Raw genomic sequence first — 21,529 nt, forward strand, 5'->3', positions numbered from 1 at the left:
AAAAGGAATTGGCACCGGGCCCGATTGGCCCGATGCTCAAAGGCGCTAGTTGAGGGTTTCGAGCGTACCGTCGAGCGGGATCTCGGGCGCGTTGCTGTTCTCAACGATCAGAAGTTCGAAATCACCACTGTCCTGGCGGCGCCACTGGCCACCGACCAGGGGTGTCTTGGCCACGTTTTTCTGCGCAAATGGTGGCAGGTTGTCTTTGCCCCAACCGATATGGCCAACCACTGTTTCCAAATCGGTGCTGGCAATCGCTTCAGCCAATGCATCTCCGTCTGTTGGGTCTTCGGTGCGCTGAATTGCGCTGGCCGCAACTTCGAAAAGGGCGTGTGTAAAGCCGACGGGTTGCGTCCATTTGCGCTTAGCCGCTGTTTCGAAACCGGCGGCCAGCTCAGCACTGGTTTCACCAGTCAGTGACGATTTGAAGGGGAACGAAGGTGTCCAGTAGACTTCGCAGGTCAAGTTGTTCCCGAGATCGCCAAGTTGCTGAACGCTTTCGGGGAACAACAATGCCTTGGCGATCGAAGCCATCTTTGGATTATAGCCCTGCTGTTTCGCCTGAGTCCAAAACGTGGTGAAATCCGGAGGGATCGGAATGCCCGTAAAAATTTCCGCGTTCGCATTTTTATAAGCGTTGATCTGCGCGCTGAAATCATCGGTCAGGTTTTGGTACCGACCCGGATCGATCAGCTGATATCCTGCAGCCGCTGCAGCCGGTGGCATGCCAACATCACTTGCCCAGGCGTTCCCGTCCCCATCATTGGGCCACAGCGCCCCTAGTACCTTGTTGCTTTCAATGCTGTTCCACATGTTCAGGAACACGGACACGTTGTCTTCCAGCCCCCAGAAGAAGTGGTAGACATAGTCGAATTCCTGCCAGCTGGACGGATCACCCGGATTGCCTTGCTGACCGATGAACCACGGCTGCCACGGAGCCACAGAAGAAATCACCGGGATTTCTTCGGCTTCTGCAATGGTGCAGACAGGGTTTGTAGTTTCAGGTGTCGATGCGACACAGATCAGATTGACCTCATCGCGGACAATCAATTCGCGCGCAACTTCGGCCGCACGGTTGGGATTGGATTGGCTGTCCTTGACGATCACTTCAACATTCAGACCGCTTGCGGCACTGTTCTTGATGAATTGTTCGATGACATAATTGTCAGCCTCGGAAAATGCGCTGAGCGGGCCGGACTGCGGGCTGACATATCCAATCTTAACCGTTCCGTTCTGGGCCAGGGCTGGCATCGCCAAGGCGGTGGCCCCGGCGGCCGCGCCTGTTTTCAGAAGTGTGCGTCGTGTCAGCATGTTGGTTTCCTCCCTGATGCATTTGACGGTATTTCAGGCTGTTACTCTGGTCGGCGACCTTCAAAGGCCTGCTGCAGCAATTCCCTGATAGCCTGACGTTCTATTGGGCGTGGATTCCAATAAGGATTCTGGGTCGCAATCTCGGTCGCGAGGTCCAGATCGACTGCTTTGACATTCAAATCGCGCAGTGCCAGCGGGGCATTCAGAGATTTCGCAAAATCCCACAATCCTCCGCCAATAGAACCACCGAACAGATCGGCGATCGGTTGCATCTCATCAACCGCAGCAGGCGCGTTATATGCGGCTGAGTGTGGCAACATGATCGCGTGCGTTTCCGCATGCGGCAGATCAAATGTCCCGCCCAGTGTGTGGCAAATCTTGTGGTGCAAAGCCATGCCCACAGTCCCCAGGACCGCGCCACAAAGCCAGGCACCATACAGTGCTTCGCTGCGTGCTTCGATGTTTTTTGGGTTCTCCACAATGCCGGGCAGAGCGTCTCGTAGCGCGCGAACACCTTCCGCTGCCATAAGCGAGGTCACCGGGTTGCGGTTTTCAGAGTAAACAGCCTCGACCGCATGCGCCATCGCATTCAGCCCCGACGTTACGCTCATGCCTACGGGCAGACCCACGGTCAATTCGGGATCATAAATCACAACTTCGGGCAGGATCTTGGCGTGACGGACAGTTGTCTTCAGTCCATTTTCAGTCTGCCCGAGGATCGGCGTGACCTCTGATCCCGCGTAAGTGGTTGCAATCACGACCTGAGGGGTATCATTGCGATAGGCGATTGCCTTGCCGAGGCCGATAGTGGACCCTCCGCCCAAGGCAATAACACAGTCAGCATTCGCTGCTTCATAGGCAGCCATGGCTTTCTCAGTAACATCCACAGGCGTATGCATGGCCGCCTGTGAGAACACCCCAACGGCAAGTGAGCCCAGATCCGCAGCCAGTTTTTCAGCGTCATTCGCCTGAAATGGCGTCGACAAAACCAGTGCCCGGCTACAGCCCAGGCTGCTAACTTCTGCCGCGACATTGGTCGATGCTCCCAGCCCGAATACGATCCGCGCTGGATTTGCGTTGTAGGTAAACCCTGAAAACATGGCGCCCAACCTCACTCAGCGGCTACGGCAACGGCCGTATCCAGGTGCAATGCTGACATGACCTTGTCAAAACGAGATTGGAGATTTTCCGGTGTGTTGGCAGTAATAGCCACGTAAAAATCAGGACGTACCAAGACATATTTCGCGTCGATGTCTTCCAACCAGGCCTTATAGGTCCCTTCGGTGTCGACAACATCATGCTGACCGCCTGGTGCACCAATCTGAACGCCGAAGCCTTCCAATTTTCCTAGTTGCTCACGCTGGGTTTCAGTCAATGCTGCAATCGGGTCCGCCTCATAACCGATCAGAACCCAACCCCGACCAACGGCCTGGTCAAAGCGACCGTTGTTTCCATTGTATTCGACAACGCCTTGCACAGAAAGTTCACCGGCATGAGCGCTTTCATCACACCAGACACCCTCGCCCAGATGGCAGATATCTGTCGGTACCGGCTGATTGTTCCGATGTTTCAGATCGGCGATCATACGCGCGTCGCGGTCAATCGCTTCCTTCTCATCACTGATACAGATGATGCTGCCCAGCTCCTGGCTGAAGTTGATGTAGTGTTTGGCGTGCTCAATGCGTTCTGAGGAGTAGCTTTCCAGCACTTCAATCCCGGTCTTACCCTCAAGAATGGCATTCAGACGCCAGCCCATCGCCACTGCATCGCGCAAACCAGCGCACATCCCTTCGCCAGCAAAAGGCGGCATCAGGTGTGCAGCGTCACCGCCGATGAGGCACCGGCCGCTATGCCATTTCTTGGCCCAGCGGGCCTGAAAGCGATAGACTGCAGCGCGTTCCAATTCAGAGTTTTCCGGGGTCAGCCCCCAGGGCTTCAACAACCTCCAGGCATTTTCCTCTTTCTGAACTTCTTCCACGGACTCACCAGGGAGAACCATGAATTCCCAACGTCGGCGATCCGGGCCACCTTCGACAGGGCCAGGACCGCCTGGCACAATCGTTGTTGGGCGTTTTGGATCGCACAGCTGCCACTGCGCCGGATCTTCCGGGCGTGAAGCGCAATAGTCGAACTGCGGGACCATATCCAGGATGAGCCAATCGAAGAAGTAACCCTTGTCTTCGTTCTCGATACCTAAGCTTTCGCGCACGAAACTGTTCGCGCCATCGGTTCCAACGGCGAATTTTGCGCGAATGACTTTGCGTTCTCCGTCGGGCCCAAATTCTTCTGGGTTTTGCTTAAGCGACAGCGACACGCCAGTGCTATCCTGATCCAGAGCAACGCCGTCCCAACCGCGCAAGATTGTTACGTCGGGGATTTCACCGGCAATCTTCAGCAAGCGCTTTTCAAGCAGCGGCTGGTTGAACCAGTAACGCACGCGCCAGCCGCTGGCTGATTGGCTCTGCCAGTCAACAATCTGCAGGTTCTGACCATCCCGGTTGCGCCAGTAATACAACTCATCATGACAGTTGATCGCTGAATCGGTTTCAGAATCGATTCCAAGGGACGCCAGAATGCGGGCAATCTCGTGGTCGTATGTAACCGCACGCGGCAGGCCGTAATGCGTGGACCACCGCTCAACCAGAGTGACCTTCTTCCCCTTCTGGCCCAGCAGAATGGCCAGCATGGTGCCAACCGGACCAGCACCTACAATTGCAACATCAGTATCGAAATCGCTGTTGGTCGCGGGATGGGTCATCTTTGTTTCCTCCTAAGCCCTTAGCCGTTCAACCAGCGCCCTTAAACGGGCTGGTACGGCCAAAAAGTTACCTCTTCTTGACGCTAGATCGTTTTCGAATGTTCGTCAAGTTTGGATACTATTCGCTATTGGATGCCACTCTTTCCACTGAAGGTGTGAAATATTATCGTTTGTTTATCGTAAGTTATGATCGCATTCCGCCGTTTTACGGTGAGATCCGAAAATCCGTCAGAAGCAATCCATAGGCTTCAACTTTCCCAATGGTTGTGAAAGAAGTTGTGGCAAAATTCAAAATTGAATATGATTCGATTATTGTCAGGCGGAACTCAAAATGAGCGAAACGATCCCCGTTAAAGAGGGCCGAGTTGCAAAGCGTCAGCGTCGAAATAAACAGGCGCTGATTGGGGCTGCTCGTGAAATCATGTCCGAGCGCGGCGTCGATGCCGCGACCATGTTGGAGATTGCCGAAAAGGCAGATGTCGGCGCTGGTACGGTCTATAGCTATTTCAAATCGAAAGACGAATTGGCAATCGCCGTTCTGGAAACCCTGATGCATGATCTGGCGTTGAGGATCGAAGAGGTCACGGACACGTTCGACGACCCCGCCCAGGTCTACGCCTTTGGCATTAGAACCGTGCTCGATACAGCAACAGGCGACACGCACTGGAAACAGCTTTTGCACAGATCTGAGGTCATATCAGACACGATGTTCCGGATGATGGGTCCCTTCGCCATTCGCGACTTGAGGCGGGCCTCACAGGCCGGTCGATTTCAGGTCTCTGATGCCGAGCTGGTCTGGAGGTTGACCACACATGCCCTGATTGGTGCCGCCCTTGCGATAACCAATGACAATGTCCCTCACAGCAGCAAGAGCCAAATCATCACCCAACTTTTGTGCATGACGGGAATTGGCAAGAATGCAGCGGTTGAGCTGGCTGCGCGTCCACGTCCGGAAATCAGTGGTCAATAGCACCTACGCTTCAGCGCCTACTGCCCAAGCATGAGGTTCGGCAGCCACAAGGTCAACGCAGGGAAGAACACGACCAGGGCCAGCAAGACAGCCAATGCGATTAGGAACACTCCGGCTTCACGCACGACCTGACCAACTCTGGCACCAGACTGGGCAGCGGTCACGAACAGCAAAATGCCAACCGGTGGAGTAACCAGACCAATCGCACCGGCCAGGACCACCACAAGTCCAAACTGAACTATATCCACCCCCGCCATGATCGCTGTAGGTGCCACAATCGGGGCCACAACGATTGTGATGATCACCGGGTCCAGTACCGTCCCCAGAATCAGCATAAAAACCGCCACAAGCGCCAAAAACATTGTCGGAGTGGGCTGAATCCCATTCACCATTGAAACGAATTGCGCCCCAACCCCCATGCGTGCGGTGATCCAGATGAATGCACCGGACACACTGACGATGATCAGGACCTTGGCGCTGTCAATCGCCGCATCCCCAAGCGCCGCACAAAAGCTGCGCAGCGTCGTCTCGCGATAAATGAGAAGTGAGACAATTATCGAATACAGTACGGCAATCGAACCAATTTCTGAAACAGTTGCGAAGCCAGATACCATCCCTCCAATGACGACAACTGGCAGGATCAGCGCAAGGATACTGCGCCGCAATGCGACCCAAACCGCACGCCAGCCCTGCCAACGCTGAGCGGGATATCCGCGCTTGATCGAAACGACGATCGATACGCCCAAAAGGAAAATCCCCATGAGAATCCCGGGCAAAATCGCAGCCACGAAAAGTCGCGTGATATCTGCACCCGTAAACAGCGCAAGAACGACCATCGGAATTGAGGGGGGAATGACAATTCCGATGGTCGCAGAGGCTGCAGTCACCGCCGCCGCGTAGGCAGGGCTATACCCATCGCGTTTCATTGCGGGGATCATTACTGATCCAACTGCGGCGACATCAGCTATGGCAGAGCCTGAGATACCGGCGAAAATCATGCTCGACCCGATATTGGCATGGCTCAATCCACCCCGGATATGCGCCAACAGAGTCCGGGCGAGATCCAGCAATCGCGCACTCATGCCTCCGGCGTTCATGATTGTGCCAACAGCCATGAAGTAGACCAGCGCCGTAAAGGCGGAATTGTCGAGGCCCTGAACCAATCCCTGCACCACGACCGAGGGGCGCATGATCGGTGCATAGACAAACGCAAAAGCTACGACCGAAAGTGCCATCGCATAAAACACCGGAAACCGTAGCAGCATCAGGACAATCATTACGGCTACGGTAAACGCAGTCTCTAACACGGCTTCAGTCCTTTTGAACGAGTGCCGTGATACTGACCAAGATCAGTAAAAACGACCCCACCATCACTGGAAAGAACTTCTGGTTCGCATGCGCGCCAGGTATTGATGTCAGATCAATCTGCGCATAGCGGGCTGCAGCCTCAGACGCGTGATACAACAGGAATCCACCGCTCACCGCCATGGAAAGCTGTAAAACAATTTGCCCTACCCTGCGCAGGGACCGGATGTTTGGCACAGGTATGAAATCGACGGATATATGCGAACGTTTCATCCACAACAGCGGGGCGCCAAGCCAAGCCAACCACATCAACCCGATTGTTGAAACATCTCTTGCCCAAGGCAACCCCAGCGCAAAAAAGTAGCGCAGAATGACCTGCGTAGACTCCAGCAACACCAACCCGACCAAAAGCCCCCCCAGCACAGCCCGCAAAAACCATGTAAGGGAGGTGTCGATCTGTCTAGACCAATCAACGACGTGCAACATGAACCTCAGAGACCTTTGATCTGGTCGTACAACCCAGCGGGCCACATCTCTCCGTCAAGTTTTTCGATGACTGGGGCTATGGCCTCCTGAAAGGCCTCAATATCCGGCGTCGAAATCGTGACACCACGCTCCGCCGCAAGCGCCTGAGCGGCCTCCATCCGGGCTTCTCCGGCCGCGTTTATAGTCGTAGAAGTGACAGTTGCGGCTTCGGTCACCCAACCCTTTTGCTCCTCTGTAAGTGTGTCCCACTTTCCACCTGACATCCAAAGCCCCATGCCGGCATGGACGGTATTGATTGGCGCGTAATAGGGACTGGCCTCATCATAGCCCGCGTCAAGGTAATCTACGAGACCTTGATCTTGACCATCTACCGTTCCGGTTTTTAAAGCGATCATAAGTTCGGGCGACGGGATCGGTGTCGGCACCGCACCAAACGCTTCGTAGGTCGCTACGATGGCCGGGTGCATGGCTACACGCACCCTTTGGCCCGAAAGGTCTTCGGGTTTGACAACTTCAATATCACGGGTGGAAACCGCACGTGGATAGCGATCGCCAACATACCCGACATAATGAATTCCGGTCGCAGTGTCAGCGCGGTCCATCATGGCCTTGAACAGCTCGCTTTCTGTAAACCGGTGTAGATGCGCTTGATCTTCAAACAGATAAGGCGCGAAGAGCACTGAAAAGTCCGACGCTTCCTTCATGAAGCTGACGCCGACAAGTTCAAACAGATGCAGATCCAGATCACCGGCCCGCAGTTGAGCCCAGTGATCCGGAATACCCCCCATTGCGCCGCCGCCGACAATATCCACGGCAACCGTTCCGCCGGATAGGGTGTCCAGTGACTCGGCAAAAATCTCGGCGCTTTCCTGAAACACCGAATTTGTTGGTGCGGTATGACCTAACAAAAGTGTGACATCTGCTGCATATGCAGCGCCTGCGCTTAATGTCAGTGATGCAATAGTACCGTTCATCAATCTCGCAAGCATTCCCATGAGTTTTCCCCTCCGTCTTCGGTTTCAAACAACCCTGAATTAATCCAATCGGCATCTCTCTAAACTGGACAGCCATTGGCGCGGTTGTTTCCGGGGCCGATCTCAGAATTCACATTGAGCGCATCAGAGATGTCGCAAGCCTTGCAAGCTGACGGCACATCGATAGCGTTGGTCTGCATTTCGAACCTATTAGCCAAAACGGCCCCCAATTCGGCTAACGATTGTAGCCTAATGTCGTAGAAAACATTGTGTGAAATACATAGTTTTTGCCCCATTAATATCCTATAGGATATGTTTCAGAAAACTACTAAGAGGTTGCCGCAATGGAAATCCCGAGACAGCTCCCAAACCTAGTGAGCGAGGACAAGGCACTCAATCTAACCTGAGAAATCCGCCTTAGGTCGGTCATCCTGGCCAGGATGACGCATCGCGCTTGTCAAAAAAGATGCAAAACTTCGGTTTTTGTGCAGACTAGAAAAGAAACCGAAGGGAGAATGCGCATGTGCCAGGTATTTGCCGGTCAAGACCCGGAACGTTATGCGAGCGCAACGCGGCGCATTCGTATTAATGGCCAAAGCACGAGCATCAGGCTCGAAAATGCATTTTGGCAAGTCATTGATACGATTGCGGATAATGACGGGATGACGACACCGGTTTTCATCTCGAAGCTGCATAGCGAAGTTCTGGAGCTTCGCGGAGAACCCGTTAATTTTACGTCGCTTTTACGTTGTGCCTGTTTGAAATTCATGGAGATTTCTACCCATGATGAACAGCCAGCGGTAGCCGCGGAATAACCTCGGAGTTCTTAGAATATAAATTCTGCAGGGTAGTAAGCCTATACTACCTGCCTAGCCAATGATGGTCTGTAGACTGCTTCTGTCACAACAGAAGGGGGAAGCGGGCTTTGGCAAAAGCAATACACTCGATGATACGTGTTCTGAACGAGGCACGATCCGTCAGCTTCTACGGCACAGCATTCGGCCTCAAAGTTGCCGATCGTCTTGATTTCGAGAATTTTACGCTCGTTTATCTCAGCAACTCTGAAAGTAGTTTCGAGCTGGAACTGACCATCAACAAAGGCCAGACCGAAGCCTATGAGCTGGGAAATGGCTACGGCCATTTTGCGGTGTCTGTCGATAACCTTGATGAAGAACATGCGCGGTTCGAACGCGAAGGGTTATCTCCACGTAAGCTCGTTGAGTTTGCCCCGGACGGCAGACTTGTCGGCCGCTTCTTCTTTGTCACCGACCCGGATGGCTATGAGATTGAAGTTCTCGAACGGTCTGGTCGCTTTCAGTAAAATCAAAGGGAGGAAAAGATGGAGAGTTTAAAACGCCGGAAGGGACTGACACGTCGACAGCTTTTGTCCAATGCGACAGCAATAGGCGCGTCCTTCGTCGTCGGTGCAACATTCATCGCCGCACCAAACGCAGCCTGGGCCGTCGAAACGTCAGTTCTAAAGCCCGAGACATTTGCAACGCTGGTTCAGATGGCACGCGATATCTACCCGCACGACAAAGTGGGTGACGAATTCTACGTGATCGCGGTCAAAGGATATGACACCGACGAAGCCGCAGCATCTGTCGAGGCCGGTATTGACGCCCTGAACGCGGCTGCACAGGGCAAGGGATATGACAGCTACCTGGGCACCGGCTGGGAACGAGATCGCGTCGATATTCTGCGCAGCATGGAAGATAGCCCGTTTTTCCAGACAGTTCGCGGTGGTCTTGTGACCGGCCTTTACAACCAAAAAGCCGTTTGGCCAATTTTTGGGTATGAGGGCTCCTCTTTCGAGTTCGGGGGGTACATCGACCGAGGCTTCAACGACATCAACTGGCTTTAAAGGGAGAGATGGCACCATGACGGCACCTTTTGATCTCACCGACGACAGCGTTGTTGTCGTAATTGGAACCGGCGCTGGCGGCGGCGTTCTGTCAAACGAATTGGCGCAGAAAGGCATTAGTGTTGTCGCGCTCGAAGCTGGCGGGCGATACCTGCCAGAAGATTATGTAAATGACGAATGGGAAAGTTTCGGCCAGCTTGCCTGGGTCGACCCTCGAACGACATCGGGTGACTGGCGTGTTGCAAAGGATTTTTCTGGCCTGCCTGCCTGGATCGTCAAGGCCGTTGGCGGCACCACAACGCATTGGGCCGGAGCGTCGCTGCGCTTTCAGGACCACGAATGGAAGGCCGCGACGACCTATGGTGACGTTCAGGGCGCAAACCTATTGGACTGGCCCATCGACCCGCGCGAGATGGATGATTACTATACCAAAGCCGAAAACAAACTGGGTGTGACCCGAACCGGAGATCGTGCCGGCTTGCCGGGAAACAACAACTATCTCGTCTTCGAAAAAGGCGCAAAGGCGCTTGGGTATGAGCAGGTTAATACCGGTCGTATGGCAATCAACTCTGCCGAAACCGAAGATCGCCTGGCCTGCCAACAAACCGGGTTTTGTTTTCAAGGATGTAAGTGGGGTGCGAAATGGTCCGCAGCGTACACTGATATCCCTGCAGGCGAGGCCACCGGCAACCTAGAGGTGCGCGAAAACTCCCATGTCGCACGCATCCTGCACAATGATGAAGGCAAAGTCACCGGCGTCGAATACTTCGACAAAGATGGCAATCTTCAGATGCAACAGGCCCGTGTAGTTTGTGTTGCGGGCAACTCGTTCGAAAGCCCGAGAATGCTTTTGAACTCTGCCTCTTCGATGTTCCCTGACGGTTTGGCAAACAGCTCTGGCCAGGTTGGGCGGAACTATATGCGTCACATGACCGGTTCGGTCTATGCTGTCTTCGATCAACCCGTGAAAATGTGGCGCGGCACCACGATGGCAGGGATCATCCAAGATGAATCACGTCATGATCCAAGTCGCGGTTTTGTCGGCGGTTATGAACTTGAAACTCTGGCTCTTGGGTTGCCATTCATGGCGGCCTTCTTGGATCCGGGCGCTTGGGGGCGTGAATTCACATCAGCTTTGGATTCATACGAGAATATGGCCGGTATGTGGATCGTTGGCGAAGACATGCCACAAGAAACAAACCGCGTTACGCTCAACCACGAAGTGAAAGACCAGCATGGACTGCCAGTCGTGAATGTACATTTCGATGATCACTCAAATGACATTGCAATGCGTAATCACGCCTATGCGCAAGGCGCTGCTGTCTATGAAGCGGTTGGTGCGACACGGGTCTTCCCGACGCCACCTTACCCCTCCACCCATAACCTCGGGACAAATCGAATGTCCGAGAATCCGCGGGACGGCGTGGTGAATAAATGGGGCCAGACCCATGACATTTCCAACCTCTTCATCTCGGATGGTTCGCAGTTCACAACCGGCGCTGCCGAGAACCCGACACTGACCATTGTGGCTCTTGCCATCCGTCAAGCCGACCACCTTGCCGAACAAATGTCAGCGGGTAACCTCTGAAACTTTATTTGCGTGCCCGGGCAATCCGGGCACCAAAACATTATATTTGGATCGCATTATTTCAGCGTGAATCCGCTGGATTTTGAAGATACAAGAAAAACTATGCCAGAGCCCATGTTTTTAAGGGCATTTCATCGTTGTATTCGGTGCTCAGCCTAGACTCAGAAGGCTGAAATCGCTAGTTTAAGATACATAATAAAAAGCCAAAATAGCACGCGGACAAACATATCGCTTTTTGTCACGGTTGTTGCCCCGTTGTTTTTTTGGCGAACCGAACAAACAGGGAACTGCGAGATTAGGCATGGTTGATATTTTCTCGAAAAAAGACGGCCCGCGCCGTGAAGACCAAGACGCAAGGCGCCTTCTGCAAGGGAACGGCGCAACCATTCGTCGATTAGCAGATCAAATCAGCGGCGGCGGATACTCTCGCTCCCGCGCTGCCATGGCAAACGCCAAAAAAGAACCAGAGCCGGAGGGCCTGAACATCCATGTCTTTGGCGGTCCATCTGCGCCCTCGGAACTAAATCCCGTCGTTCGCATCAGTACAAATGAACGTGTTTTTGTTATGGATGCGAACTCTGGTAAACAAATGGAGTTCCTAGGACAAATACGCGTAAATGATGGCGTAAAGTTCTTTGCTCTGGCGACCAAAGAAAATGGGTTTGTATCTCCACTCCCCGATGATGTCACAGAGGTTTTGAGCGACCTGAACAACATCGTAATCGAGTCTGATGAAATAAAGGAAAAGCTCGCAGATGTCATAACACGTCGTCTCGAACTTTGAGGCCATCCCAGAAGTAGCCGTTTTTTGAACCGCCTATCTATTAGAGGTGGTGTCAGTGAAAGAAAAACATGCGAAACAGATCCTCCACCTTCCCCAAAACCCCCCTCACGCAAGTCAGCAACGACAGCGACCAAAGAGCGACAATGAACGCTTGGGAAGCTTTCGTCGACACTGGGCGAAAGTCCGAAGAAGTCGAGAAAACCGTAAGACGGGAAATTCTGGACTCGTGGACGAGGTGCACAGATTTAGGCATCAACGCACTGACGCCGGCGGGCACACCGCAAAAAATTGGCGACGAACGCGTAGACGAATTGAAGCGGAAAAACGCTTCTTTATGCCGTGCTGCGCGCTCGGCTTTTTTGCGGCTTGGCCCCCATTTGTCAGAGTCCGGTGCTGTCCTTCTTTTGACCGACCGAAACGGAACAATAATCGATGCCATTGGTGATGATAAAACCCTGGACGAAGGGCGTGATATCCAACTGGAAGTAGGCGGTGTCTGGGACGAAAATGTCATTGGCACAAACGGTATCGGCACAGCTTTGCGCACAGGAAAACCAACCTATGTGCACGCGTCAGAACACTTCTGTCAGGGCATCAAATCCTGGACCTGTGCCGGTGTTCCGATCTTTGATCCGCTTGACCGGCAAGTCTTAGGGGTCGTCGATCTGTCGGGACCACTGGATATTTTTCGCCCCCATAATTTAGCGCTGGTTGTGGCCGCCGCAAAAGAAATTGAAATCGCTCTGGCAGAACAACAAAGGGAAGAACGAACCAATTTGCTTGAGGCATTTATCGATTTGCAAAAGCCGCGCAGCACAGACGACACTGTCGTCTTGCTGGATTCAACCGGCCGGATTGTTTTTAGTCGAAATACCGAGGTTGAACCTATTCTGAAAACTGGCGGCCTACCGATCGGAAAACAGCTTTTGTCCTGGACGCCAGATATGACGGACGGGGATCTGGTCGCAGCATTACCATCTTCACTTAGCGGAATTGAGATAGATATTCTTAAGTCCGGAACGCAGATTCAAGGCGCGGCACTGATACTTCCAGAAAAAAGAACATCCCCGACACCTACACGTTCCACGGGGATCACCATTCGGCCACGGCATGGCGTTGAAGAAGACGAGATCCAAATTCTCGGCGAATGTCCTAAGATGTTGGAAGCTATCGAATTCGCCCACCGGGCCGCAAAGGCAAACGTCACGGTTCTTGTTCAGGGCGAAACAGGCGTTGGAAAAGAACTGTTCGCCCGTCTCATCCACAGCCATCACGCCGATAAAAAAGCCCCCTTCATTGCCGTCAACTGTGCAGCGATTTCGGGTGAACTTATCGGGGGTGAACTGTTCGGCCATGTTGCCGGGGCCTTTACCGGTGCCTTACGTGAAGGTCGGCCCGGAAAGTTTGAGCTGGCAAATGGCGGTGTCCTTTGCCTGGACGAAGTTGGTGATATGCCACCCGAGCTGCAAACATATCTGCTGCGCACGCTAGAGCAGAGGGCGCTTTATCGAATTGGCTGTGACAAACGCCGTCCGATTGACGTTCAACTGGTGGCGGTGACAAACAGAAACCTTCGGCAGGACATCGAAGCCGGCCGGTTCCGCAGGGATCTTTTCTATCGAATTGGCACCATAGTCATCGATGTACCTCCACTGCGTGAACGTGGGCGGGACATCGTCTTGCTGACTGAACATTTCAATCAAAAACTGTCGGCGAATTTTGATCGTGAACCGCTGCAATTTGATCAAGATGCCATGGCCGCTCTTCAAAGCTATCATTGGCCTGGAAATGTCCGTGAATTGCGCAACATAGTCGAACGGCTTTGCCTGTTGCACGGTACCGCAAGGGTATCTTTCGCCGATCTACCCGAAGAGATTTCCAGCCCCGAACCAAGCGACAGCATGTTTGGGAATACACCCCGGAATGTATCCACCAATTTCAATCTGCATGGAATCGAATCCGAAGCCATCCAACGTGCCATTGAACAGGAAAATGGGAACCTGACGAAGGTGGCTCAATCACTCGGAATTTCGCGCCCAACTTTGTACCGGAAGATAAACCTGTACGGTCTTGGCCGCGGGAAATAATAGATGCGGCGACAGATCAAATCTGCCGCCGCATTTAGGGACCGATTTTCCATGGGGAGACGGACAGAACAGGTTCCCTAATTAGGCTGTTATTCGCGACTCTAAGGAACGATGACAGCGCGTCCCGTGAACTTGCGGTTTTTGAAATCGTCAATCGCTTGATTGATGTTATCAAGCGAATACTCAGTCTGGTGCATCTTCACCAACCCATCGGCATTCAGCTCCATCAACTCTACAAGTTCGGTATAGTCTCCAACCAGGCTACCGCCAATTTTGATCTCATTGACTACCAGGTCGACAGTCGGGATCTCGATCTTACCACCATAACCCACAACGATCAGTTCGCCGCCTTGCCGCAAAAGCTTCCAGCAAATGTTCTCGACGCCAAGCTCGCCGACAAAGTCGATGACAACATGGCTACCACCGCCAGTGACATCCATGACTTGTTCAATCAGATCCGGACCACCATCAAGAACAATGTCGGCGCCGAGTTCCTTGGCCAGAACCTGCGCGCCTGGCTCACGGTCTACTGCGATAACTCGGGCGCCGCACAGGTTCTTCAAACACTGAATCGCAATATGCCCTAGGCCACCAACGCCCAGAACAGTGACATATGCGCCTGGGTAAACCAGTTCGGCCGCACGCTTTGCAGCGCGATATGCAGTAATGCCCGCATCAGCCATAGGGGCAACTTCCAACGGAGTCACATTGGTGTTCAACTTGATCAATGAGCTCTCGTTTGTAACGAAATACTCTGCAAATCCGCCGTCCAGACCGAGGCCGGGAAACAAGCCATGATCACAATACATATCGTGGCCATACCGACAGTTTAAACAGATCCCGCAACTGCGATGTGGATGGCAAATCACCGCATCACCGGGTTTGACAGAGGTCACGTTGCTGCCAACATCTTCCACCCAACCGGCATTCTCATGGCCCATAATGTAAGGCAAAAGGCTACCTTCGACATCCATGATATCTTTCCAGACGCCTTCAATGATGTGCAAATCAGTACGGCACAAACCTGCGGCACCGACTTTCACAATCACCTCATCCGGAGAATTTACCGTTGGGGCAGCGACCTCTTCGATCTTTAGCTGAACATTCATGGCCGGATCGTAATCATACAAGCGTGCGGCTTTCATGTTTCATTCCTTTTCTTAACTTATTTTCGGGTCTTCAAAAGCGATAGGTTACGGGCGGCCCAACAATTCGGCACCGCCACCCAGGGCCGGGCCTTCGGTCGGATCGGCTTCACCTTCTGACAGGTCACCGACCAGTGTTTCAGTGGTCAGAATCAGCGTTGCCACTGATGTCGCATTGACCAAGGCACTGGCAGTGACACGAACGGGATCGATTATTCCTGCTTCAAACATGTCTCGGAACTCGCCCTTTGACGCATCAAAACCGTGCCCTCTTGGACCGGCCGTAATGGATGCAATCACTGCATTCGGATCCGCGCCGGCGTTGCTGGCGATCCGTTCGACTGGACGGGTCAGAACCGAGCGAACCAATTCAACACCTTTGCTGACATCGCCGTCATTCGCCGAAACGATGCCTTCCAGGACCGAGCCAATCTGAGCAAGCGCCGTTCCACCACCTGCGACGACCCCATCTTCAGAGGCCGCGCGAACCGCACAGAGGGAGTCCTCGATCAACTGAATTTTGCGCTTTTGTTCAACAGGTGTGAAACCACCGGCATAGATAACAGCAGTTCCGCCGGATAGTTTGGACACACGCTCACGCAACTTGTCCTGCTCAATATTCGGCGGAGCGGCGTCATGCTGGCGCTGCACCTGCGCGCGTCGAGCGCGCACTGCAGCCGGGTCACCGTCACCCTTCAGAATGCTGGTCAGAGAGGATGTAACCCGCGCCTTTTGAGCACCACCTAATTGTGCCAACGTGACGTTTTCGATCTTTTTGCCAAGGTCACGCGCAAGCACTTCACCGCCGGTCATGATCGCAAGATCATCCATCATCGCGGCGCGCCAGTGACCATACTCGGGAGGGTGCACAATCAGGTATTTGCCCGCACCGTCATTGTCCATCAACGAGATCACGACTTCTGGCGCAATTTCTTCAGCGATCACCAACAAAGGTCGCTTCTGTTCGTCGGCAATGCGTCTTGCATTATCCAGAATCTCAGGACGCAGGATTTTTTGATCCGTCATCAAAATCAGCGGATTCTCCAGGACCGCTTCCATGTTTTCACGGTCCGTCACCATATGATGTGAGATATAGCCCCGCTCGAAGGACATACCCTCGACCACCTCAAGCGTTGTGTCGATCGTCACCCCGAAATCGGCAGTGATTACACCCTCTTTCCCTACACGTTTGAAAGCTTCGGCAACCAACGATCCCAGTTCAGGTTCTGTTGCGGACACCCGCGCGACGGATTCCAGATAGCTGGGGTTGTCGTCGCAGGATCGCGATGCCTCATCCAGCGCGTTGATGATTTTGTGTACAGCCAGCTCTATGCCTTTGCACAAATCCACGGGTTTGACACCCTCGGCGGTCAATTCGACGCCTTTCTGGATCAACGCATTGGCCAGAACTATTGCAGTGGTCGTACCGTCGCCCGCGACTTCATTGGTCTGCATCGACACTTCACGGACCACTTGGGCACCCATGTTTTCAAACCGGTCGGACAACTCAATTTCGGATGCGATGGATACACCGTCCCGGGTCACCAAAGGGGTGCCGACGGGCCGGTCAATCATCGCGTTCAGCCCCTTGGGACCAAGGGTCGGCTCCACTGCCGCGGCCAGTTTGGAAACACCCTTGGCGAGCGCCCGCCGTGCTGTTCCGTTGTGTATCAGTAGTTTTGCCATGACTTCTCCCTTCCATCGGCTTAGAACCGATGGCTTCTTATGTTGACGGTTACGCGTGAAACGTTTTTAGCTGCGGGCTTCAGAAACTCTTGGTGGCACCCGGTTCTGAATGAAATCGATCAATGTCGGTCCATCTTCACCAATTTCAACCTCCTTGTACCGTGTGGATTGGAGCCCCCGACATAGCGCGCCGTTGAACTCCATGTTGATACGAACACCCCTGAGCTTACCCAGGTAGTCGCGCAATCCAGTCGCTGTTAGACGGTCACCTTCCCAAGTGACAAAAGCCGGATCTTCTGCTGATTTTGCCAAGTTTTGGGACAGCAGCAATTCGCGGTAACGCGGTTTCTGCTTGGACTCCTCACCGCCGGAAAACTCGATGGCGTCAAATTCTGAAAGTGTCATGTTGACGATCTTGGGCCCTGAAAAACCTTTGGCTTCCAACCCAAGCAATACGGTTTCCTGACGGCGTATAAATGCCTTCTCCAGAAACTTCGCACGGATTGAATTGAGATCATCACCATTACAATATTCAGCGAACACTTCGGTGAAGTCTTTCTCACCGTTAACGCCGTCATTCACTCGATCTGCAAAACAGTGATCATTAAGGGTGACTCTCACCTGACGAACCCAACTCAGCTTGCCAAGCTCATGACGAATATCAAACGCCATGAGAAAGGCAAAATTTGGAGAGCACCAATAGGTCGGGAGCCGAAATTCGACCTCTACAAGTTTTGAATCGATGTTCACGTCAACAAGTTCGACAAACCCCATATCGGTGATCGGTTCGTCCAACTCAGGATCCGTGACCAGATCGAGACGTTGCCAAATCTCCAACTCCAGCTCATCTTTGTGCATCTCCAAAAACATCGGCTTACTCCGCCGCGATCTGCACTGGTGATGCGCTAAGCTCAGCCTTCTTAGCTTCGACATCGATATCGTAAAGTGCTGCTGCATTCAGACCCAGGATCTTTTCTTTGATCTCATCGGTCAGTTGAACGCCGCGTTCTTTGGCGATGTCTTCAGGGATCTGATACTCCCAGAATTGCTCAACAAGCCATTGAGGGGTCCAGATTGCATAGTCCGAGCCGAACAGGATCTTATCCTCGCCGATCCAGAACAGCAGTTCCGCCATCACTTCACCGAAATACCTGGGACGGGTAAAAATGAACGGCATGGCAACGGCAAGACCGCCGTAGACATTGGTTTCCTGCGTCGCAATCCAGCAGAAATCATCCAAGCGCGGCAATCCGCAATGCTCAATTATCCAGTTCAGATTCTGGAAATCGGTAGCGGCGTAATCCACATCACGAACGTCAAACGCATCCATGCTGAGCGGAATGATGGTCGGACCTTTGTGAACATGGATATTCTTGATACCCAGCTTGTCGCACAGTTCAAAGCACTTGTAAGCGGCAGGGTCATTGAGGGCCCAACCTTTGCTTTCTCCGTTCCATTCAGCGGTGTACATTTTGACACCTTGGATATCGAAGTTTTCCTTCATGTAATGGATGTATTCCAGCGCTTTCTCACCGTCTCTCGGATCGAATGACCCGTTCACGATAAAGCGCTCAGGATGGCGCGAGGCCATTGAGCTGCTGCGCTCAATGCTAGAAAAACCATTCTTGTAGAAGTCGCGCAGATATGTCGACTGGATGATCGCCACATCATCAGGCCCATCGATGAACAGATCCCGATAGACATCGTCTTCCGAGTACTTTTCGAACCGTCCTTTTTCCCACAGCTGTTCCGGCGGGCTTAGGTTGGTGTGGTAAGCATAAAAGCAGTCAATGAACTGCTTACCGTGAATATTGCTCTGGTTTTCCGGGCTGCCGTCCCAAAAATGAGTGTGACCGTCGACCACGAATATTTCTTTGCCATCTTTGGTTTTAAACATCGATTCCTCCTCAGGTAGTCTGAATTTTCACGCCGTGAAGTTTGGGAATGCGAACCCGAGCAAAGCCGGGTTCGCACATCGATTTTGTCACTCGATATATTCGAAGACGTCGTCCATGTTTCCAAACAGGACGACGGTGTTGTCATCGACCCGGACCATCCGGCCATAATGAGTGGACGTGTTGACTTCGAAAGTTTCCGCAGTCATTTCGCGACCCAGAAATTCACTGATCTCATCCATTTTGAAAACCAGTTTGCCCTCGCCGTCGACACGGATGGTCGCAGGGTTGTGGGTTACTGTGACTTTGGGATCTTCGCCCATGAACTCGGCAATCGCCCGGGCTTCAACAGAGTCATTCATGGTCACACCGCACTGGTGCGAAATGGTCTGTTCAAACTTGATTTCGTTCATCGGCTTGAAGATGTTTTGTTTTGAAGCGTCGCGTGCTGTACTCGACATCGTAAATTCTCCTTTGGGTTAGCGGCTCAGGCCAAGTTCAGACAGGATTTGGCCAAGACGCTCTTGCGAGACGGCTTTGACATCTTCGAAAGCAACGGGCTTGGAATGCGGCTGTGACCAGACTGGTTGCAACGCCAGTACGGCTTTGTCAGCCAGATCAGCATGTTTCTTGATCCAAGTTTGGAACAATGCCTTGTTATGCGCACCATGCTCTTCATCGTTTGCCAGCAGGTACATAAGGTCGATTGTGTTCGCGAGGTTGCGCTCATAATCGGCCTCGGCGGCCGAGATAACTGGCGGCGTGATGAAGTCATTGTTCGCAGCGGCGGCCTGCATCAGGAAACCCGACCGGAAAAGCTCGCCAACCAGCGGTTCAAAGATCAGATTGATCGCGAAATATTGCTCAAGGTAGTCTTCCGACCCCATGATGGTTTCGATCGCCTCGCGGCACGGTTGCCACATTGGATCTTCCAGCCAGGCTTTCTTGCCCAGTTCATCGTTCCAACCTTCGATATCCATTCCGATCTCGGCCAGATACAACGTGATGTCCTGGCACAACCGCATTTTGTAGGACGAGTTGGTCAACGTGGCGTTGTTGATCATCTGAGTATAGCCATACCGCTGGGCTTGCATCAGAGATGTGCCAAGACCAAACTCTGCATGTTTCCAGGCACCCAAATGAGTTTGCAGGATACGCTCCCAAGCCTTGTCAAAAGACTTGTGGGCCCCTGCCTTGCGCGCATTGTCGACAACCGATTTTACCATTGAACAGATTTTGGACTGGCGCTGATAATGCGTGCGCTCCCATTCCTGATCAGGGGCTCGGAAGGCGTGCCAGTTTGAACTCAGCGCAGCTGTATTGTCCTTTTGATAGGCACCGCCGCCTTTGCCCCCTTCGAACTCGATGATCCAGTTTTGGATCAGATAGCGTTCGGGATCTGGTTGCACGTCGACAGTTACGTCTTCGTAATGCGTGGCACGTTTGCCGCGTGGTTCAAAATAGTTGTATTTGCGGCTGGTCGATCCGACGAACGTTGCAGCGCCTGCGGCACCGGATCCAACGGAACTTGATGTAGCTACCATGGTAGCCTCCCTTGTTGTGTTTCATTCACATGACTAGCGATCAACCCAGCATCAGTGGGTCGATGAACCGGAAGTCGGTGTGAATTTGTCGTAAAAAACGCGCTCGCCATCGAAGTCGTTCATGAACAGCGCCGGCGTCAGTGCATCGATCATGGGAGGGGGGCCGCAGGCGTAAACATCGCCTTCTCCATCGACGTCCAATTCCTTTAGATATTCGTCCACGATCTCGTGAACGAAGCCCCTGGCACCCGTCCAGTTATCGTCATCATCTGCGTGGCTTAACACTGGGATGAATTTCACATTCGCATTGGCGCCAGTGATCTCTGCGATCTCGTCCAGCTTGAACAGATCCTCTTGCGTGCGAGCCCCGTAAAAGAAATAAATATCGCGATCTTCGCCACTGCTGAGTTGATCATGCAGTATTGACCAGACCGGCGACATGCCGGAACCCGCCCCGACCAGGATCACCGGTCCTTGTCGGCCTTCCCGTCGGAAACACATTCCGTACGGTCCGCTGATTTCGACGGTGGCGCCTTTTTTGATCCCCCCTGCGTCGAGCTCGTTTGAGAACCTCCCGTCTGGGTATTTTTTGATGATGAAGGAGAGTTTCTGGGCTTCGCTCGGCGAATTTGCCATGGAGAACGAGCGTGTAATCTTCTCCCCTTTTTCGGTGGTAACCGTGATGTCGACATATTGCCCCGCCCAAAATTTGAGCGGTGTATCAATTTCAATATCAACACCGCGAATGTCATGGGTCAGCTTTTGGAAATCGACAATTCGGCCATTGAATTCTTTGACCGGAATGGATTTCGATAAAACCTCCTCGTCATAGTTCAGGAGTTCAATTTCGACGTCGCTATACGCCACAGTTCTGCACATCAGAACGTGTCCACTTTCCTTCTCAAAGTCATTGAGTGCGAAGGTTGAATACTTGAGCATTTCGGTTTCGCCATCCAACTGGACACATTTGCAAGCCGAACACTGGCCTTCTTTGCATCCATGCGGCAGAGCTATGCCTTGGCGGAAAGCGGCATCGAGAATGGTTTCATCCTCTTCAACCTCTATTTCCAAGCCAACCGGCTCAAAACGAACCCTGTATATTTCACCCATTAGTCGAGTCTCCTGTGTCCCG

The 21,529-nt window shown here is 52.9% G+C and carries 20 protein-coding genes; 7 read left to right on the forward strand and 13 right to left on the reverse strand.

From position 1 onward, the window contains the following. Positions 1–45 precede the first annotated feature (45 nt). Genes AC2FLG_RS04920 through mhpA form a run of 3 tightly spaced genes read right to left on the reverse strand, consistent with a single transcriptional unit; the run spans position 46 to position 4,069 of the window. Positions 46–1,311, reverse strand: a complete 1,266-nt coding sequence (locus tag AC2FLG_RS04920; RefSeq protein ID WP_496702034.1) for an ABC transporter substrate-binding protein — start codon at positions 1,309–1,311, stop codon at positions 46–48. Between the two features lie 41 nt (positions 1,312–1,352). Further along, positions 1,353–2,411 carry a maleylacetate reductase gene (locus AC2FLG_RS04925; RefSeq protein ID WP_496705239.1) on the reverse strand — a complete coding sequence of 353 codons (1,059 nt, stop codon included), beginning with the start codon at positions 2,409–2,411 and terminating at the stop codon, positions 1,353–1,355. Between the two features lie 11 nt (positions 2,412–2,422). Next, positions 2,423–4,069: a bifunctional 3-(3-hydroxy-phenyl)propionate/3-hydroxycinnamic acid hydroxylase MhpA gene (mhpA, locus tag AC2FLG_RS04930; protein ID WP_496703048.1), complete on the reverse strand. Its 1,647-nt coding sequence runs from the start codon at positions 4,067–4,069 to the stop codon at positions 2,423–2,425. 331 nt (positions 4,070–4,400) lie between these two features. Here mhpA and AC2FLG_RS04935 point away from each other — a divergent pair, with 331 nt between their 5' ends. Next, a complete protein-coding gene (locus tag AC2FLG_RS04935; protein ID WP_496705241.1) occupies positions 4,401–5,039 on the forward strand; it encodes a TetR/AcrR family transcriptional regulator in 639 nt (212 codons plus the stop codon). A gap of 17 nt (positions 5,040–5,056) precedes the next feature. On the opposite strand, the gene AC2FLG_RS04940 is transcribed toward AC2FLG_RS04935, so the two are convergent. Genes AC2FLG_RS04940 through AC2FLG_RS04950 form a run of 3 tightly spaced genes read right to left on the reverse strand, consistent with a single transcriptional unit; the run spans position 5,057 to position 7,825 of the window. Next, entirely contained in the window at positions 5,057–6,346 is a 1,290-nt protein-coding gene (locus AC2FLG_RS04940; RefSeq protein ID WP_496705242.1) for a TRAP transporter large permease, read from the reverse strand. A 4-nt stretch (positions 6,347–6,350) separates the two neighbouring features. After that, positions 6,351–6,830: a TRAP transporter small permease gene (locus tag AC2FLG_RS04945; RefSeq protein WP_496705244.1), complete on the reverse strand. Its 480-nt coding sequence runs from the start codon at positions 6,828–6,830 to the stop codon at positions 6,351–6,353. A 5-nt stretch (positions 6,831–6,835) separates the two neighbouring features. Then, complete coding sequence (locus AC2FLG_RS04950) at positions 6,836–7,825, reverse strand: TRAP transporter substrate-binding protein (protein WP_496705246.1); 990 nt, start codon at positions 7,823–7,825, stop codon at positions 6,836–6,838. A 500-nt stretch (positions 7,826–8,325) separates the two neighbouring features. On the opposite strand from AC2FLG_RS04950, the gene AC2FLG_RS04955 reads away from it, so the two are divergent. From AC2FLG_RS04955 to AC2FLG_RS04980, 6 genes are all read left to right on the forward strand, one after another. Further along, complete coding sequence (locus AC2FLG_RS04955; RefSeq protein ID WP_496697140.1) at positions 8,326–8,619, forward strand: ribbon-helix-helix domain-containing protein; 294 nt, start codon at positions 8,326–8,328, stop codon at positions 8,617–8,619. Positions 8,620–8,729: 110 nt separating this feature from the next. Then, positions 8,730–9,125, forward strand: a complete 396-nt coding sequence (locus AC2FLG_RS04960) for a VOC family protein (protein WP_496705248.1) — start codon at positions 8,730–8,732, stop codon at positions 9,123–9,125. Positions 9,126–9,143: 18 nt separating this feature from the next. Then, positions 9,144–9,668, forward strand: a complete 525-nt coding sequence (locus tag AC2FLG_RS04965) for a twin-arginine translocation signal domain-containing protein (RefSeq protein ID WP_496702048.1) — start codon at positions 9,144–9,146, stop codon at positions 9,666–9,668. Positions 9,669–9,684: 16 nt separating this feature from the next. Beyond that, positions 9,685–11,256: a GMC family oxidoreductase gene (locus AC2FLG_RS04970; protein WP_496705249.1), complete on the forward strand. Its 1,572-nt coding sequence runs from the start codon at positions 9,685–9,687 to the stop codon at positions 11,254–11,256. A 301-nt stretch (positions 11,257–11,557) separates the two neighbouring features. After that, the gene (locus AC2FLG_RS04975) at positions 11,558–12,040 is read left to right on the forward strand and encodes a hypothetical protein (protein ID WP_496705251.1); all 483 of its coding nucleotides are present in this window, start codon (positions 11,558–11,560) and stop codon (positions 12,038–12,040) included. 143 nt (positions 12,041–12,183) lie between these two features. Next, positions 12,184–14,127: a sigma-54-dependent Fis family transcriptional regulator gene (locus AC2FLG_RS04980; RefSeq protein WP_496697150.1), complete on the forward strand. Its 1,944-nt coding sequence runs from the start codon at positions 12,184–12,186 to the stop codon at positions 14,125–14,127. 101 nt (positions 14,128–14,228) lie between these two features. Here the strand turns inward: AC2FLG_RS04980 and AC2FLG_RS04985 are convergent, their stop codons facing one another. The 7 genes from AC2FLG_RS04985 to AC2FLG_RS05015 form a co-directional block, all read right to left on the reverse strand. Next, on the reverse strand, positions 14,229–15,272 hold the full coding sequence (locus AC2FLG_RS04985; RefSeq protein ID WP_496697152.1) for an NAD(P)-dependent alcohol dehydrogenase: 1,044 nt from the start codon (positions 15,270–15,272) through the stop codon (positions 14,229–14,231). Positions 15,273–15,320: 48 nt separating this feature from the next. Further along, complete coding sequence (locus AC2FLG_RS04990) at positions 15,321–16,958, reverse strand: molecular chaperone GroEL (protein ID WP_496705253.1); 1,638 nt, start codon at positions 16,956–16,958, stop codon at positions 15,321–15,323. Positions 16,959–17,024: 66 nt separating this feature from the next. Next, entirely contained in the window at positions 17,025–17,828 is an 804-nt protein-coding gene (locus AC2FLG_RS04995) for an iron-sulfur cluster assembly protein (protein WP_496705254.1), read from the reverse strand. A 4-nt stretch (positions 17,829–17,832) separates the two neighbouring features. Then, positions 17,833–18,855 (reverse strand): amidohydrolase family protein, encoded by a 1,023-nt coding sequence (locus AC2FLG_RS05000; RefSeq protein ID WP_496697158.1) that lies wholly within the window; start codon positions 18,853–18,855, stop codon positions 17,833–17,835. Positions 18,856–18,942: 87 nt separating this feature from the next. After that, positions 18,943–19,314 carry an MmoB/DmpM family protein gene (locus AC2FLG_RS05005; protein ID WP_496697160.1) on the reverse strand — a complete coding sequence of 124 codons (372 nt, stop codon included), beginning with the start codon at positions 19,312–19,314 and terminating at the stop codon, positions 18,943–18,945. A gap of 18 nt (positions 19,315–19,332) precedes the next feature. Beyond that, entirely contained in the window at positions 19,333–20,397 is a 1,065-nt protein-coding gene (locus tag AC2FLG_RS05010; RefSeq protein ID WP_496697161.1) for an aromatic/alkene monooxygenase hydroxylase subunit beta, read from the reverse strand. Between the two features lie 51 nt (positions 20,398–20,448). Then, complete coding sequence (locus AC2FLG_RS05015; RefSeq protein WP_496703029.1) at positions 20,449–21,507, reverse strand: NADH:ubiquinone reductase (Na(+)-transporting) subunit F; 1,059 nt, start codon at positions 21,505–21,507, stop codon at positions 20,449–20,451. Positions 21,508–21,529 lie beyond the last annotated feature (22 nt).

This window comes from Ruegeria sp. CDSA193, assembly GCF_059611885.1.

What these genes read in the sequence shown, in the direction of transcription:
- AC2FLG_RS04975 (WP_496705251.1), top strand. Translation starts at nt 11,558, where the DNA reads ATGGTTGATATTTTCTCGAAAAAAGACGGCCCGCGCCGTGAAGACCAA.
- AC2FLG_RS04990 (WP_496705253.1), bottom strand. Translation starts at nt 16,958, where the DNA reads ATGGCAAAACTACTGATACACAACGGAACAGCACGGCGGGCGCTCGCC.
- AC2FLG_RS05015 (WP_496703029.1), bottom strand. Translation starts at nt 21,507, where the DNA reads ATGGGTGAAATATACAGGGTTCGTTTTGAGCCGGTTGGCTTGGAAATA.
- AC2FLG_RS04970 (WP_496705249.1), top strand. Translation starts at nt 9,685, where the DNA reads ATGACGGCACCTTTTGATCTCACCGACGACAGCGTTGTTGTCGTAATT.
- mhpA (WP_496703048.1), bottom strand. Translation starts at nt 4,069, where the DNA reads ATGACCCATCCCGCGACCAACAGCGATTTCGATACTGATGTTGCAATT.
- AC2FLG_RS04965 (WP_496702048.1), top strand. Translation starts at nt 9,144, where the DNA reads ATGGAGAGTTTAAAACGCCGGAAGGGACTGACACGTCGACAGCTTTTG.
- AC2FLG_RS04935 (WP_496705241.1), top strand. Translation starts at nt 4,401, where the DNA reads ATGAGCGAAACGATCCCCGTTAAAGAGGGCCGAGTTGCAAAGCGTCAG.
- AC2FLG_RS04995 (WP_496705254.1), bottom strand. Translation starts at nt 17,828, where the DNA reads ATGTTTTTGGAGATGCACAAAGATGAGCTGGAGTTGGAGATTTGGCAA.
- AC2FLG_RS04925 (WP_496705239.1), bottom strand. Translation starts at nt 2,411, where the DNA reads ATGTTTTCAGGGTTTACCTACAACGCAAATCCAGCGCGGATCGTATTC.
- AC2FLG_RS04950 (WP_496705246.1), bottom strand. Translation starts at nt 7,825, where the DNA reads ATGGGAATGCTTGCGAGATTGATGAACGGTACTATTGCATCACTGACA.
- AC2FLG_RS05005 (WP_496697160.1), bottom strand. Translation starts at nt 19,314, where the DNA reads ATGTCGAGTACAGCACGCGACGCTTCAAAACAAAACATCTTCAAGCCG.
- AC2FLG_RS04945 (WP_496705244.1), bottom strand. Translation starts at nt 6,830, where the DNA reads ATGTTGCACGTCGTTGATTGGTCTAGACAGATCGACACCTCCCTTACA.
- AC2FLG_RS04980 (WP_496697150.1), top strand. Translation starts at nt 12,184, where the DNA reads ATGAACGCTTGGGAAGCTTTCGTCGACACTGGGCGAAAGTCCGAAGAA.
- AC2FLG_RS05000 (WP_496697158.1), bottom strand. Translation starts at nt 18,855, where the DNA reads ATGTTTAAAACCAAAGATGGCAAAGAAATATTCGTGGTCGACGGTCAC.
- AC2FLG_RS05010 (WP_496697161.1), bottom strand. Translation starts at nt 20,397, where the DNA reads ATGGTAGCTACATCAAGTTCCGTTGGATCCGGTGCCGCAGGCGCTGCA.
- AC2FLG_RS04920 (WP_496702034.1), bottom strand. Translation starts at nt 1,311, where the DNA reads ATGCTGACACGACGCACACTTCTGAAAACAGGCGCGGCCGCCGGGGCC.
- AC2FLG_RS04955 (WP_496697140.1), top strand. Translation starts at nt 8,326, where the DNA reads ATGTGCCAGGTATTTGCCGGTCAAGACCCGGAACGTTATGCGAGCGCA.
- AC2FLG_RS04985 (WP_496697152.1), bottom strand. Translation starts at nt 15,272, where the DNA reads ATGAAAGCCGCACGCTTGTATGATTACGATCCGGCCATGAATGTTCAG.